General features: G+C 73.2%; 13 protein-coding genes. 7 read left to right on the forward strand and 6 right to left on the reverse strand.

The genetic code is table 11. The features are described 5' to 3' along the window. Positions 1-94: 94 nt before the first annotated feature. The 3 genes from ADK66_RS02890 to ADK66_RS02900 all read left to right on the forward strand — a co-directional run bounded on the left by ADK66_RS02890 (position 95) and on the right by ADK66_RS02900 (position 2,340). Complete coding sequence (locus ADK66_RS02890; protein WP_053652367.1) at positions 95-877, forward strand: IclR family transcriptional regulator; 783 nt, start codon at positions 95-97, stop codon at positions 875-877. Positions 878-1,129: 252 nt separating this feature from the next. Then, positions 1,130-1,624, forward strand: coding sequence for a sigma-70 family RNA polymerase sigma factor (locus ADK66_RS02895; protein ID WP_053652241.1), 495 nt, complete (start codon positions 1,130-1,132; stop codon positions 1,622-1,624). Then, the gene (locus ADK66_RS02900; RefSeq protein ID WP_053652242.1) at positions 1,621-2,340 is read left to right on the forward strand and encodes an anti-sigma factor; all 720 of its coding nucleotides are present in this window, start codon (positions 1,621-1,623) and stop codon (positions 2,338-2,340) included. The genes ADK66_RS02895 and ADK66_RS02900 overlap by 4 nt, the downstream gene beginning before the upstream one ends. Positions 2,341-2,349: 9 nt before the next feature. On the opposite strand, the gene rarD is transcribed toward ADK66_RS02900, so the two are convergent. The 4 genes from rarD to eccE all read right to left on the reverse strand — a co-directional run bounded on the left by rarD (position 2,350) and on the right by eccE (position 6,257). After that, on the reverse strand, positions 2,350-3,273 hold the full coding sequence (gene rarD / locus ADK66_RS02905; RefSeq protein ID WP_053652243.1) for an EamA family transporter RarD: 924 nt from the start codon (positions 3,271-3,273) through the stop codon (positions 2,350-2,352). After that, a complete protein-coding gene (locus ADK66_RS02910; protein WP_053652244.1) occupies positions 3,270-3,767 on the reverse strand; it encodes a GNAT family N-acetyltransferase in 498 nt (165 codons plus the stop codon). The genes rarD and ADK66_RS02910 overlap by 4 nt, the downstream gene beginning before the upstream one ends. A 165-nt stretch (positions 3,768-3,932) precedes the next feature. Then, positions 3,933-4,319, reverse strand: a complete 387-nt coding sequence (locus tag ADK66_RS02915; protein ID WP_053652245.1) for a phage holin family protein — start codon at positions 4,317-4,319, stop codon at positions 3,933-3,935. A 63-nt stretch (positions 4,320-4,382) separates the two neighbouring features. Next, the gene (gene eccE, locus ADK66_RS02920; protein ID WP_053652246.1) at positions 4,383-6,257 is read right to left on the reverse strand and encodes a type VII secretion protein EccE; all 1,875 of its coding nucleotides are present in this window, start codon (positions 6,255-6,257) and stop codon (positions 4,383-4,385) included. A 329-nt stretch (positions 6,258-6,586) separates the two neighbouring features. Between eccE and ADK66_RS02925 the strand changes: the two genes are divergently transcribed. Both ADK66_RS02925 and ADK66_RS02930 read left to right on the forward strand, forming a co-directional pair. After that, the gene (locus ADK66_RS02925) at positions 6,587-6,907 is read left to right on the forward strand and encodes a WXG100 family type VII secretion target (protein WP_053652247.1); all 321 of its coding nucleotides are present in this window, start codon (positions 6,587-6,589) and stop codon (positions 6,905-6,907) included. 21 nt (positions 6,908-6,928) lie between these two features. Further along, positions 6,929-7,222: a WXG100 family type VII secretion target gene (locus tag ADK66_RS02930; protein WP_053652248.1), complete on the forward strand. Its 294-nt coding sequence runs from the start codon at positions 6,929-6,931 to the stop codon at positions 7,220-7,222. A 96-nt stretch (positions 7,223-7,318) separates the two neighbouring features. Here the strand turns inward: ADK66_RS02930 and mycP are convergent, their stop codons facing one another. Beyond that, positions 7,319-8,539, reverse strand: coding sequence for a type VII secretion-associated serine protease mycosin (gene mycP, locus ADK66_RS02935; RefSeq protein ID WP_053652249.1), 1,221 nt, complete (start codon positions 8,537-8,539; stop codon positions 7,319-7,321). 152 nt (positions 8,540-8,691) lie between these two features. On the opposite strand from mycP, the gene ADK66_RS02940 reads away from it, so the two are divergent. Together ADK66_RS02940 and ADK66_RS02945 are read left to right on the forward strand one after the other, a co-directional pair. Beyond that, positions 8,692-11,931 (forward strand): SseB family protein, encoded by a 3,240-nt coding sequence (locus ADK66_RS02940; RefSeq protein ID WP_053652368.1) that lies wholly within the window; start codon positions 8,692-8,694, stop codon positions 11,929-11,931. Further along, positions 11,928-12,293, forward strand: a complete 366-nt coding sequence (locus tag ADK66_RS02945; protein ID WP_053652250.1) for a hypothetical protein — start codon at positions 11,928-11,930, stop codon at positions 12,291-12,293. Before ADK66_RS02940 ends, ADK66_RS02945 begins: the two co-directional genes overlap by 4 nt. Positions 12,294-12,322: 29 nt before the next feature. Here ADK66_RS02945 and ADK66_RS02950 read toward each other — a convergent pair whose 3' ends face one another. Then, a complete protein-coding gene (locus ADK66_RS02950) occupies positions 12,323-13,255 on the reverse strand; it encodes an alpha/beta fold hydrolase (protein ID WP_053652251.1) in 933 nt (310 codons plus the stop codon). Between the last annotated feature and the right edge of the window lie 65 nt (positions 13,256-13,320).

The following is a 13,320-nucleotide window of genomic DNA, read 5'->3' on the forward strand; positions in this document are numbered from 1 at the left end:
CCGTGGATGGTGATCTGGCATCCTCGACCCGAACAGGCATTTCGCACCAGCTCTGTTTTTCATATGGTGTAAGTCCCCGGCGGCGGAGGTGGTTGTGCGCGACCCCTTGGCAGAACCTTCGGACCTGATCCGCAGTGTGTCGCGCGCACTGCGGGTTCTGGAGTCGGTCGGTCGCGCCCCGAAGGGCCTGACAGTCAAGCAGATCGCCCGACGGTGCGAGCTGACAGTGGCCACGACCTACCACCTGGTCCGCACCCTTGCCTACGAGGGCTACGTGATCCGTCGGGAGGACGGCACGTACATCGTGGGTCTGGAGGTCGCCGACCGGTACCGGGAGCTGGTGACAGCGTTCCGGGGCCCGCCCGCCGTGGGTGAGACGTTGCGGCGGGCAGCAGTGGAAACCGGCTACAGCCATTACCTGGGCCGGTTCGTCGGCGGCCAGGTCGCCCTCACGGCCATGGCCGAGGGCCACCGTTCGCCCTACCTGGAGGACCTGGTCCCCGGGTTCGACGAGGGGGCGCACGCGACAGCGCTCGGCAAGTGCCTGCTCGCCACACTGACCGCCGAGCAGCGATTCCGCTACCTGCGTGAATACGGCATGCGCCCGTTCACCACCGCCACGCTCACCACCACGGAGACGTTCGAGGCCGACCTGGCAGCCGGTGACCGACGCGGCATGCAGTTGGAGCTGGGGCAGTTCCGTCAGGGGGTGGCCTGCGCGGCGGTGCTCGTCGCGCCGGACAAGGACATGGAACGCCGTGTCGTGCTCGCCTGCGCCCTCCCGGCGAGCGAGATGATGACCTCCGCCCGGGTCGTACGCGCCAAGCTGCTCACTGTGGCCCGCGCCGTGGCCGACAGCATCGCCGCCGACCACTGACCCACCCGACGGCCGAGGGGCCCCCTGCCCGGCTGGCAGAGGGCCCCTTTCGGGCGGTCCAACGCCGGACCGCCGGAGCAACGTCAGCTGCCCACCGGGCCACGCATGAACCGGACATGAACACCTCTACGGCGCGGGCCGTCTGACCTCGGGCTGAACCGATCGGCGTGACGGCACGTATACCCGAGCGGACGCACCGCCGGACCCCGCGCCGGAAGTGAGGAGACCGCCATCAGCGACCACGACGCCCAACTGCTCCGGGCGCTGCACGACGAGCACGCGGAGGCGCTGTACGCGCACGCCCTGCGGCTCGTCAACGGCGACCGACAGCGGGCCGAGGACCTGGTGCAGGAGACGCTGCTGCGGGCCTGGCGGCATCCCGAGTCCCTCGACCCGCGACGCGGCTCCGTACGCGCCTGGCTGTTCACGACCGCCCGTAACCTGGCCATCGACGCCTGGCGGCGACGGTCCACACGGGTCGGTGAGGTGTTCACCGACGAACTGCCCGAGCCGCCGGACGCCGTCGACGAGGCCGAGCGTGCGGTGGAGGCATGGACTGTCGCCGAGGCGTTGAACCGGCTCACCCCGACCCACCGCGAGGTGCTCGTCGAGTGCTTCTATCAGGGGCGGTCGGTGGCCGAGGCGGCGTCCCGGTTGGGGGTGCCACCGGGCACCGTGAAGTCGCGCACCCACTACGCGCTGCGCTCACTACGGTTGGTCCTGGCCGAGATGGGGGTGACGGGATGACACGGTGCGAGTTCGCGCACGACGATGGCGCGTACGTGCTGGGCGCCCTGGCTCCCGCCGAGCGGGCGGCGTACGAGCGGCACCTCGGCGGGTGCGCCTCCTGCCGGGACGCGGTCGCCGAGATCGCCGTGCTGCCCGGGTTGCTCGGGCGGCTCGACCCGGCGGGTCTGGAGCAGTTCCTGCCGCCGCCGGCACCGCCCCGGGTGCCCGCGTTGCTGGAGGAGGCACGGAACCGTCGACGCCGCGAGCGGTCCGCGACGCGCCGCAGGTACGCGCTGACGGCGCTGGCCGCCGCCGCGCTGGCCCTTGTGGTCGGAGTCGGCACGGCAGCCGTGCTGCCCCGCCAGGACGCTCCGCCCAGCGTCCCCGAAGCGCAGGCCACCCGCCCCGGTCCGCAGGCGTCGATGGTCGCCATGCGGCCGGTGGCGTCGACCGGGCCGGTGCACGCCGAGATCGGGCTCAGCGGCACCAAGTGGGGCACCGTGGTGACAATGCACTGCGGCTACGACGCGCGGACCAGTTACGGCAAGGCGTACCCGTTCCGGTTGGTGGCGCGCGGCCCGAACGGCGCCAGCGAGCAGATCGGCTCGTGGCTCGCCGCCCCGGGCGACGACCTGCGGTTCACAGGCATGACCCGGTTCACCGACGCCGAACTGGTGAGCGTCGAGCTACAGCGGGCCGACGGGACGCCCCTGCTGACCTACCTGGTCCCCTGAGCAGGCAGGTCAGGCAGCGACGACGGGAACCTCGGCGGCGACACGCGTGCGTGCCCGATTACGGCGGGCGTGCCGGACGGCGTCGGCGGTGAAGACGACGAGGGCGACCCAGACCAGCGCGAACCCGGCGAGGCGGGCCGGTGGCATCGGTTCGTTGAAGATCAGCACGCCGCAGGCGAGCTGGAGGATCGGCGCCAGATACTGGATCATGCCGAGGCCGGTCAACGGCAGCCGGTTGGCGGCGCCCGCGAAGAGCAGCAGCGGGATCGCGGTGGCAGCGCCCGCCAGCACCAGCAGGGCGGTGTGCCCGGCCGAGACGTGGCCGAAGGTCAGCTCGGCGCGCCGGGTCAGCCAGGCCAGGTAGCCCAGCGCGGGCAGCGCCAGCACCGCCGACTCGACGAAGAGCCCCTCGGCGGCGGGCAGCCCGAGCCGCTTCTTGACCAGGCCGTAGCCGGCGAAGCTGAAGGCAAGCGTCAGGGACAGCCAGGGCAGGTGGCCGTAGTCCACTGTGAGCACGGCGACCGCCGACCCACTGATGCCCAACGCCACCCACTGCAGCGGGCGCAGCCGCTCCCGCAGCACAGTGACCCCGAGCAGCACCACCACGAGCGGGTTGATGAAGTAGCCGAGCGCTGTCTCCACCACCCGACCGGAGTTGACCCCGTAGATGTAGGTGCCCCAGTTGACAGCGATCAACGCGGCAGCGGCCACGATCCCGGCCATCGCCCACGGCCGGCGCAGCAGCGCCCGCAGGAAGCCGACGTTGCGCAGCGCGCCCAGCAGCAGAGCCACGAAGACCACCGACCAGACGATCCGGTGGGCGAGGATCTCCATCGGGCCGGCGGGTTGCAGCAGCTTGAGGTAGAGCGGAAAGAAGCCCCACATCAGGTACGCGCCGAAGCCGTAGAGATATCCCAGGCGGAGAGGCGTCACGGCTCCACCGTAAGGGGTGATTCGCTGCTTTGTTCCTTTCCGGTGAGCGGGGTCACGGGTGGCCGCCGGTCGAGGTTCATCCACCGCTCTGGGTTGTCCAGCGGCGTGAAGCCCACCCGCGCGTACACCTGGTGTGCGTCGTTCGTGGCCAGCAGGATCCGGCGTACGCCCAGGTCCGCCAGGTGGTCGCGGACCGCTTCGGCCAGCCAGCCGCCGAGCCCGATACCTCGGGCGGCGCGGTCGACGTACACGTCGCAGAGCCAGGCGAAGGTGGCGCCGTCGGTCACCACCCGGGCCACAGCGACCGGACGGCCGTCCTCGGGCCGGTAGACACCGAACGGCAACGACCCGGCGAACGCCCGCACGACAGTCTCCCGGTCCCGGCCCAGCGCCCAGTACGCGTCGGTGGACAACCAGCGATGGACCAGATCCAGGTCGAGCCGAGCGGGATCGGTGCTGATCAGGTGGCCGTCGCTGCGGGTCGATGAGAACACGTCGGCGACGCTAACCGACCCGGCCGGCCCGCGCGCCGACCAATTCCCGGAGTCTGGTCAGCAAACCGCCCGGCTCCGAGGAGCCGGGCGGCGCAGGTCGGTGATGGTCGGTCGTCGGTCGGTCCGGTCGGTCGTCGGTGAGTCCGGTCGCCGGTTGGTCGTCGGTCAGTCCCGGTCGAGGACGGCGCCGAGGATCCAGGTCACGATGCTCACGAACAGGGCACCGAGCACGGCGGCCGGCCAGAAGCCGTCCACCGAGAACGGCAGCCCGGCCTGGTCGGCGATCCAGCTGGTGAGCAGGAACAGCAGCCCGTTCACCACAAGCGCGATGAGGCCGAGGGTGAGCAGGTAGAAGCCGCAGCCGACGGTCTTGATGATCGGTTGGAGCACCGCGTTGACCACGCCGAAGATCGCCGCCACCAGGAGCAGCGTGGTGACCGTCTCGACAGTGGAACTCGATTCCAGGTCGATGCCCGGGATGAGCAGTGTGGCCAACCAGAAGGCCAGCGCCGTCGTGGCCAGCCGAATCAACAACCCCTTCAGAAAACCCATGGCCGGGATCGTGCCACGGACCAGCCAGCGACGTAACCCGCCGGATGACCATGCGGGGCTGGCTCACCCCCGCGCCGGCCGACCGATCAACTGGGCTTCGATGGGTGTGGGGGAGAGCAGCGCCCAGCGCAGGGCACGGCGGTTCACCACCGCCACCATGTCGTCGCGGATCCGGGTGAGCCAGTCAGCCGAGCCGCCCAGCCCCAACGCCGCGCCGGCAAGCGCGGCCTCCGCCGCGTGCAGCGGTTGCAGCACCGCCAGGTCGACGCGGCTCAGCGCGTCCACATCCGCCGCTGTCAGCTCGTCGCGCACCACGAGGGTGGCCCGCCAGCGAGGGCCCGGCTCGCTCTCGACGGCCACCGGGCCGGCGTCGACAACAAGCAGCAACGGCCGCAGCGCCGTGCCCACCCCGTCGGCGACCGGCCGACCCGGCGCGATCAGCGGGATCGTCCCGCCCGGGGCACCCACCCCCCGGACGAACGGCTCCCAGGCGCGCGGTCGCGCCGTCTGCACCACGACCAGCGCACCCAGAGCCATCGCCCGCAGCGCCACCAGTTGGGCGGCCCGCACCCCACCCACCAACAGCACACGTGTGCTCTCCGGGCGGAACAGCCGCACGGTGACGGCGCCGCCGTGCCGGTTCGTGCCGACCATCATCCCGGCCCCGCCCAGGGTCAGCTCCCAGTCGTCAAGCGCAGGCCCCGGCTGCGCGCCGACGGCGCTCAGCGCCAGCGGCAGCGTGCCGGCCAGCCCGGCCAGGTGCGCGCCGTCGAGCCGCCGCAGCCCACCACCGAGGCCGGTCACCAGGCGCTCCAGCGCCTCGACGGCCACTGTCAGCTCGGCAGGCGATCCGGCCGCGAGGCGTACCGTCAGCTCGGTCGGCACCTCGCCGGTGCCGCCGGCCGGCGGCGGGCCGGCGCACAGTGACACAGTGGTAGCGGTCGCCGGCAATGCGAGGAGCCGGGGCACCAGCGGCCGCGCGGCGGCACCGCCGGCCTCCGGCCACCGGGCCAGCCGGAACGTGGCCTGAACCAGGGTGCCGCACCGCAGCACCGGCCAGGACTCCCGCACCGGGCCGCCGTCCAGGTGCGCCAACTCGCTGAGAACGCGAAGCGCCGCGGGTACGCCGAGCGGCCGGGCGGTCAGCGGCCCGAGTCGACGGACGATCCGGCGCACTGTGCCGGTGAGCACCCGGCGCAGATCCTCCTCCGACCAGCCGTCCACCCGCAGCACCCGGACCGCGAGCACCGCCCGCTCCCGCCCGGCGAGCCGACCGTCGGTGAGCTGCCGGTACGACGTGCCGACGGTTCCGCCCGCCGCCGGCACGGGTGCCGGTGTGCCGGAGAGCAGCAGCTGGATCCGCAGTGACGGGACGTCCGGCCCCGGCGTGGGCAGCAGCGCGGCCGGTGCGGGGATCGCCCGGGACGCGTCCCCCAGCAGGTCCCCCGGGTCGCCAAGCTCCAGCAGCACCACCATGCCGCCGGTGTCCTCCAGAATGGCCGCCGGCCCACCGGACAGCTCCGTCGAGCGGATCACCGCACCCGGCGCCACCAGATCGAGCAACTCGGTGGGGCCTGCCTGTCCGGCCAGCGCCCGGCGACGGGTCAGGTGCCCGCAGGCCGTGCCCAGCCACTCGAAGAGCCACCGGCCCCGGACCCGGACCCCGGCGACCGCCACGAGCAGCACCGCCGCCAGCAGCGCCACGACGGTGACCGGCGTTCCCCGACCCAGGGCGGCCACGACGAGTGCGACGGCGACCTGCCCGGTGACCAGCTGGCCGGCGCGCAACCCGCCGTCCGGTCGCCGCCCGATCGAGGCCCAGCGGGCGACCGACGACCGGCGGCGAAGTGCGTCGCGCTCGTCGCCACCGCCGGGCGTGCCCGGGTCGGAGCCGACCGGGACCGCTGGCTGCTGCCCTCCGGTGGTGATCGCCGGCACGGCACCTCCTCGACCAGTGTGGACCGTGTCGAGGCGGCAGGTCCCCGGCCGGCTGAGTGGGCTCGCCGGTCCGCCGCGGGACCGCTCCGGCGGCCCGTCACACGCCGCGACATGGCTGCCGCACATCGTAAGCGACCGATGGCTGTCGTGGTTGTCCACAGGGGAGCGCAGCGGGGTAGCAGAACCGCTACCGTGCCGCTACCGTCAGCCACGAAGTTCATCGCTGACCCGCGTCCACAGTGCTCATCGACCGGGCCACGCGAGCGATGCGCCCCCACGGCGAGCGCGTCGACGGCCAGACACGACCGAGGAGACGAGGTGACGTCCGGGTGTCCCAAACCCAGGCAGAAGCGGCGGTGATGCAGCAGACCGCTGCGAAGTTCGAGCAGGTGGACCAGTCGTTGCAGTCCATGCTTACCGGCCTGCTGGCCGAGCTGGAGGTGTTGCAACAGGCGTGGCGCGGCGCCGGAGGGCGGTCGTTCGAGCAGGTCAAGCGGCAGTGGTCGCAGGACCAGGCGGCGCTGCACCGGGCGCTGCGGGAAACCGCAGGCGCCATCCGCACCGCAGGCCGGCAGTACGACGTCTCGGACGACGAGGCGGCCAGCCGGGTGTCCGGCACCAACCGCGGCGGCATCCAGCTGCCGCTCTGACCCGCTGGAAGGGGAGCTTCGATGGACAACGGTGTGCTGGTCGTCAACTTCGCCGCGCTGCAACAGGCCGGCGCTGACATCCAAAGGGCGCTTAACACGCTCGACTCGCAGCTCGGCCAACTCGAGCGCGACGCCGCCCCTCTGGTGGCCGGCTGGGCGGGCGAGGCCCAACAGGCGTACGAGCAGCGCCAGAAGCGGTGGCAGTCCGCCTCGCAGGACCTCCAGGCGATGCTGCGCGCCATCAAGTTGGCGGTGGACGACTCCGCCGCCGACTATCTGGACACCGAGAAGAAGAACACCGGGCTGTTCCAGTGAACCCGGCGGGCCGGGAGCGCTTACCGATTTCGCGTCGGCGCTCCCGGCCGCTTTTCTTGATGAGCCGCCCCGGGCCGGGTGTGCGCGGTGCTGGGGTCAGGCGGGGTCGGCTGGGCGCCAGCGCCGACGTGCTCCTCGGGGCAGCACCAGGGCGAGCAGCACCACGGCGACCGCCACCGTGCCGATCACCGCGCCGACCGCCAGAGCCCGGTCCTGTGCCGTGGCACGGCGTTCCTGGCGGGCGAGCAGCACCGGGTCGGCCCGGTCGTCGGCAAGCGCGGCAACCGACCGAGGGGCCGTAGCACCGCCGCCAGTCTCGGTGACCGCTCGATAGGGGTTCAGCACACCGGCGCCGTACCCGCCGCCCTGGCCCGCGCCGGGCGCCGGATCGGCAGTCGCGACGATCCGCTGCACCACCTGAGCAGCGGTCAACTCCGGCCGGTACGACCGCAGCAGCGCAGCTGTGGCGGCCACGAACGGCACCGCGTAACTCGTGCCCTCGACGCGCTGGTGGCCCTGACCGGGTGCGGCCACCAGCACGTCGCTACCCGGCGCCACCAGGTCGACGTACGCGCCGATCTGGGAGAAGGTCGCCCGCGCGCCGTCCACACCGATCGCACCCACCCCGAGCACACCGTCGTACGCGGCGGGGAACGGGCGAGGATTTCCGCTGTCGTGCAGGTTGCCGGCGGCGGCCACGAGCACCACGTCCCGGTCGAGGGCGTACCGCACTGCGGAGCGGACCTGCGGGTCGTCGGCGTACAGCACGACGGAGAGGTTCACCACGTCGGCGTCGTGGTCGACGGCCCAGCGGATCGCGCGGGCGAACTCGTCGGCACTGACCGTACGTCCCGATTCCCGCCCTTGCACCACCTGCTGCTCACTCACCCGTACCGGCAGGATCCGGGCACCCGGGGCGAGGCCGTGGAAGGCGATGCCGGATCGGGGGGTCGCCGCGATGATGCTGGCGACGCCGGTACCGTGGCCGGCGCAGTCCCGTCCGCCGTCCCCGCCCGGGTCGAGCAGGTCGGTGCCCGCCCGCACCCGCCCGGCCAGTTGAGGATGCACCCGGTCGACCCCGGAGTCGACGACCGCGACCGTCACACCGGCTCCGGTCGTCAGCGGAGTGAGCCGTGTGGGGTCGTACCGTTGCTGTGGCCAGGGTGTGGCATCCACCGGCCGGACGGGCGCGAGTGGGGTCGCGCAGGCCGGTGCCTCCCGGAGTGCGGCGTGAGCGGCGGCGGGCGGAAGGACCGCGCCGGTCAGCAGGGCTGCCGACAGACCGGCCAGGACCGGGCGCGCAATCGACAGCGACATCGACGGCCTCCGTATCGTGTCGGCTCCGGAACGGGATGTTATCGCCTCACCGACACCCCGGCGGGCCGCCGCCGGCCAGCCATTGTGATCTTGATACCACCTTGTAGGTTGTACGCGATACCTGTGGCCTGTTCTCGGAAGGGGAGGTGGCCGTGACCGAATGGGAGCCGGCCACGGAGGCCGAGGTGGCGATGCGGGAAGCGCTGCGCGCCAATGACCAGGAGCTGTACTTCCGCCTCCTGTCCCGCACCGATCTGTTGTTGCCGGTCTCCGCGCCGACGCCGCCCGGCCAGCCACCCTCCGGCTGGGGCACCTGGACCACCGGCGGCCGGACCCACGTACTGGCCTTCACCTCCTCCGCCGCGCTGCGCGCCTGCCTCGGCGAGCACACCGCCGGCACCCGCCGCGTCCCGTTCGCGGACCTCGCCCTGGCCTGGCCCAACCACGAGTGGTGGCTAGCGGTCAACCCGGGATTGCCCGTCGAGGGCTACCTGCCGGCATGGTTCGTCTCCCAACTCTCGCGTGGCGATGTCCGGCTGCCCGGCCGGGCCATGGGTGCCCGCGCCCGACTGGAACGCGCCGAGACCCTGGCGCGATCCAGAGCCGGCACGACCAGCCGGGAGGCCGCACCCGGCACCGGGCCGGCGGCCACCTCGTCCGGACGGCCTTCGCCGACGACCGCCGTGCCCCCGGTAGGTGGGCCGACGGCGCCGAACCCCACACCTGGCGCGGCCGGGCTGTCGCGAGGGTCCGGTGTGGACGACATGCCCGCTGCCGGCCAGCGGCACCCGACCGGCCCGCCCCGGCCGGCGCGATCCGATGCCGGCGCATCCCGGTACGCGGCGTTGGCTCCCCCTGACCGACCCGCTCCCGTACCGACCGACGCCGCCGGCGCGGGCTGGCCGCCCGCGAGCCGGCCGGCCGCCGACACCGACGACCCGGCTGCGACCAACGGCGCTGCCCCAGACGGTCGGCGCTCCTTCTTCGAACCGACCTCGGGTCGGAGCCGGCCGTCCGGCACCACCCCCGGTGACGTCCGCCCCGGCGACCGCGCGGTGCCGCCATCCCGGTTCGCCCGGGGCAGCCAGCCCTTCCCGCGCCGCCGCCCCGCCGACGACGGCCCCACCCGGGCCTTCCCCATGCCGCCGCCGGCCGCCGCCGACCTGGGCGCACCCAGAGGGGTACGCGCTCCTTCGGCGAACGAGGAGGCCACCCAGCCCCTGCCACCCCGCCGCCCCGATCCGCTGGCTCACGAGCCCACCCGTGCCTTCCGGGTGCCCGGTACGGCCACCGGTGCACCTGCGCCGAACCCGGCCGGGCGACCCTCGGAGGACGAGACCCAGGCGATCCCGCACGGTCGGCCGATCGACCCGCGCCAGTTCGAGCCCGCGGAGGAGATACCGCCATCGGTGGCGGAGCCGGTCTCCGGGCCGCCCGGTTCGCGGCGGGGCTTCACGCCCATCGTCATCGAGGGCACCATCATCGAGTCCCGCGACCTCACCGACACGGCCGAAGCTGATGCCCGGGTCGAGGCGGCCTCCCGCCCCGGACCGCCCTCCGCCCCACCACCGTTCGACAAGCCCGACGCGCCTGTGTTCGGCGCTGCTGCCCCGGACGCGCCTGCTCCCGATCCGGCTCCGTTCGGGGCGCCTGCTCCCGATCCGGCACCGTTCGGCGCGTCCGCTCCCGGCCCGGCACCGTTCGGCACGTCCGCTCCCGACCCGGCACCGTTCGGCGCGTCCGCTCCCGGCCCGGCACCGTCCGGCACGTCCGCCTCCGACCCGGCACCGTTCGGCACGCCCGCTCCCGAGCCGGCGCCGCCGGTCCGACCTGCGTCGTCCGAGCCGAGCCTGTTCGAGCCTGCGGCCGCGCGTCGGATGTCCGCGCCGGCAGACGCCGGCCCGGACGTGGTCGGCGAGCGTCCGGTCGATGCCGCTGCGGGTGGTTGGCGCGCCGACGAGCGTGCCGGTACCTCGGTCGTTGACGAGCGTGCGGGCTTCGGCGCGTCGCCTGTCGATGTGAACGGTGCGGACCGGATCAGTGCGGACTGGATCGGCGCGGACCGGACCGGCGCGGACGACCGCGCGACGCCTGTGGGCGAGGACGTCGGCGGCCCGCTTCCCCCGATCGCTCCGGACGTCAACGGATCGCCCTCCCCGGCGGCAGCGGGCTTTGGCGAGTCGTCCTCCCCAGCGGCTGCGGGCGTCGGTGACTCGTCCTCCCCAGCGGCTGCGGGCGTCGGTGACTCGCCTTCCCCGTTGGCTGCGGAGGTTGGTGGCCACCCTTTCCCGGTGGGGACGTCGTCTTACCCGGTTGACAGCGGCGTGGAGACGGCACGCCTCGACGTGACCACCCCCGACAGCGGCACGCTTCCGGTCGCGGACGGGCAGCGCCCGCCTGCGGAGACGCCTGCGCCGGTCGAGTTCGAGCCGGCCAACACCGTCGAGGAGGACCTGCTCAGCGCGGCAGGTTCCGGCAGCACTGACACGTTCCTGTCCACCCTGCTGCTGGCCCGAGTGCTGCTGCCGGCCGCACCGGATTCGGCGCGCGGCAGCCGGCCCGGCGACCCGGGTTTCGTCTGGCGCACCGCGCAGCTCGACGGCGAGACGTACGTCGTGGTCTACACCTCGCCGGAGCGCCTCGCCGACCACACCGAGGGCGATGTCGACACGGTCCGGGTGAAGTTCGCCCAGCTGATCCGGCGTTGGCCGGACGAGGACTGGTCGTTCGCCGTCAACCCGGGCACTCCGGTCGGCGCCAAGCTGCCCGGCGAGCAGATCGTCGCGCTGGCCAACTGGGCCGCCGAGGTGGGACTCGGCGACGACCTCGAGGTGGATCCGCAGGAGCCGGCGGCAGTGGAGGAACCCGCTGCCCGCCCTCGGTACGCCCCGGCCGCTGTCGACCCGACCCGTCCGACGGTGATGCAGAAGGCGATCGCGCCGAGCCAGCTCGCGTACTACCTGGAGCGCGGGTACGACAGGGTCTCCGGTTTCGTGCACCGTGCGGGGGAGTTGGCGCACCTGACCACGCCTGCCGAACTGCACGACGCGCTGGGTCTCAGCTACCCGGGATCACCGTTCGTGCGGGACGCCGAGGAGATCTACGTGCTGCGGTGGCCGGCGCACCGGCCCAGCCTCTACCGGATCCCGTACGGCGGGCAGAACGAGGCGGCGATGCGGGCCATGGAGGGCTGGGTCATCGAGCGCCCACCGTTCCGCGGCAACGGTTTCGCCCCCGGCGAGAGCAGCGACGTGGTGGCGGAGTTCAAGGTGGACAGCGTGCGGCTGCCGCACGGCGCGCAGCTCTGGCGGATCGGCGGGGACGGCACCGAGCGGGTGGTCGCGGTCCTCGACACGGACGCCGTGGTGTGGCGACGGGTCGGGGAGGCGTGATGCGGGACGGCTACGTGGCCCGCTGGCGGGGTCGGGAGTACCAGGCCAGCCCGGACGGCGACGACATCCGCCTGTACCAGCCGGAGCCGGCTGAGGGCTTCGAGGAGGTCCGGCCCGGCCGGTACGTGCGGGTGCTGCCGGCGAGCGAGATCGAGGACCTGGCGTACGTGCGGACCACCTGCACGTGGCAGGGGCAGCCGTTCATCGTGCTCGGTGAGCACGACGCGTGGCTTCGTGTGGAGTACACGGGTGGGCGCTGGCCGGTGGCCGAGGCGATGCGGTTGGAGGTCTTCGACTTCGGCGTCTACCAGGGCTGGGCGCCGGCCGCCGAGGTCACCGACCTGCGGGAGCAGCGGGTCTGACGGCTCAAGGGAGCAGCGGGTCTGACCGCTCAGGACTTGGCCCACCGCAGGATCTCGCCGAGCACCAGATCCGGGGCCTCCAGGTGCGGAAAGTGGCCCACCTCGTCGAGTAATCGCCACTCGTACTGTGCGACGACGTACCGGCCGGAGCCGAGGGCGGTACGCGGCAGGGCGGCGACGTCGCGCGCGCCGTGCAGTTGCAGGGTCGGGGTGACCAGGGGCTTCTGCATCAGGCGAACGAACCGGTAGCCGTGCAGCCGCAGCGCCGATCGGAACGCCCAGCGGTATCCCTCCATGGCGCAGAAGGCGGCCTGCGGGATGAGCATGGCCTCCCGGCACCGCTCGGCGTACGCCTCGAAGTCCTGGCTGACGGTCCAGCGCGGCCCGCCCCAGCGGCGCAGGATCTCCGCGACGGCCGCCGCGCCGTCGCGGGTCAGCACGTGCTCGTAGCGGGGGATTTGGAACTTGAGCGCGACGGTGGAGGCGGCGAACTGGCCACGCGGGTCGGCGAAGATGGCGGCGCGCAGCCGCAGTGGATGCGGTGCCCCCAACACCACGAGCCGGCGAACGAGGGACGGGTGGAACGAGGCCACCGTCCAGGCGACCATGCCGCCGACGCCACTGCCGACCACCGTCGCGGACCGTTCGCCGAGCGCGCGGATCAGCCCGGCGATGTCGGCGGCGAGCGTGTAGCCGTCGTACCCCCGGGGTGGTTTGTCGCTGGCGCCGTAGCCGCGCAGGTCGACGGCGACCGCCCGGAAGCCGGCGTCGGCGACCGCCGGGAGCATCTGGTGCCAGGCCCACCAGTGCTCGGGGAAGCCGTGCAGGAACAGCACCATCGGCCCGGTGCCGGCCTCGACCACGTGGAAGCGGCTGCCGTTGGCGCCGACGAAGCGGTGCGTCCACGGCCCCTCGGTGAGGACGCAGGATTCGTCGACGGCGTCGCCGCGCTGGTCGGTCATGCGCTCAGCCTAGGTCCCGTGGCACAGGGCACGGTCCGGGCCCGTCCGCGGTGGTCCGCTGCTCG

This window comes from Micromonospora sp. NRRL B-16802 (genome assembly GCF_001279555.1).
Lineage (GTDB): Bacteria > Actinomycetota > Actinomycetes > Mycobacteriales > Micromonosporaceae > Micromonospora > Micromonospora profundi.